The sequence below is a fragment of the Lactobacillus xujianguonis genome, assembly GCF_004009905.1.
In the GTDB taxonomy this organism is placed as follows: Bacteria; Bacillota; Bacilli; order Lactobacillales; family Lactobacillaceae; genus Lactobacillus; species Lactobacillus xujianguonis.
Genome location: NZ_ML136949.1, coordinates 1 through 970, shown reverse-complemented (window position 1 = coordinate 970; position 970 = coordinate 1). Strand labels below are relative to the sequence as shown.

Here is a 970-nt window from a genome sequence, read left to right as displayed (position 1 = left end):
GTATCTTTTAATTCGATGATTTGGTGCAATAGGGCAACTCTTAATATTGCCTTTGAGTGCCTCTCTTCGCATTTCTCCAGCTGTTAGCCCATTAAAACCTTTCTGTGGATCTTCATTAATGTAATAGTCAATAGTCTTGCAGGTAGAAGCATTAAGCTCATCATAGCTCGCTACTTGAGAATGAAGAACAACTCGCATTTCCTTAATGATGCCTTGCCAGCCTTCCATTGGACCATTGTCAATACAGCGGCCAACACGTGACATAGATTGGATCATGCCTTGCTTTTCCAACTGATTTTGGAAAGGCGCGCGAGTGAATTGAAAACCGCGATCGCTATGAAAGAGCGGATGTGCACTCGGATAAGCTTTAATAGCTTGCTCATAAGCTGACTGAACTAAGGCAGTATCGTTATGCTTACTAATTGCATAACCTACAGGGTATCGATCATAGAGATCAAAGATCGTACAAAGATATGCCTTAGGCAAGTTAGGTGCAACGACTTCAGTAATATCTGTACACCATTTCTCATTAGGCTTAGAAGCGTTAAAGTCTCTCTTTAGCTTGTTTTCGGCCGTCTTCTCAGGAGTTGTATGCTTAAATTTAGGTTTCTGATACCTAGGCTTTTGAGAACTGATACCATTAATGCACATCAAGCGGTAAATAGTTTTATGATAAATCGGCTTTTCATTAGGCATTTGACGATTAACAGCCATAGTCATTTTTTCTGTTCCAAATAAACTGTTATTGGATTGAGCTATCTCAATAATTTTGGCTTCAATCCTTTGATCTCGTTCATCACGCTGGTTAGGGTGACGTTTAGGATCAAAATATTTGTAATAGGCTGAGCGAGCTATTTTAGCCCAGCGACACATGAGATCAATCTTCCAATTGTACTTTTGATGACAATCATGGATTAATTGATATGTTTCTATTTTCCAGCGTTTTCTTATTGCTGTTTGTCTATATTTT

At 38.9% G+C, this 970-nt stretch carries 1 protein-coding gene; it reads right to left on the bottom strand.

Annotation, left to right across the window (positions count from 1 at the left end):
* Positions 1-970 (bottom strand): IS3 family transposase (locus EJK17_RS11315; RefSeq protein WP_425459989.1); only part of this gene is annotated, 970 nt, incomplete at both ends.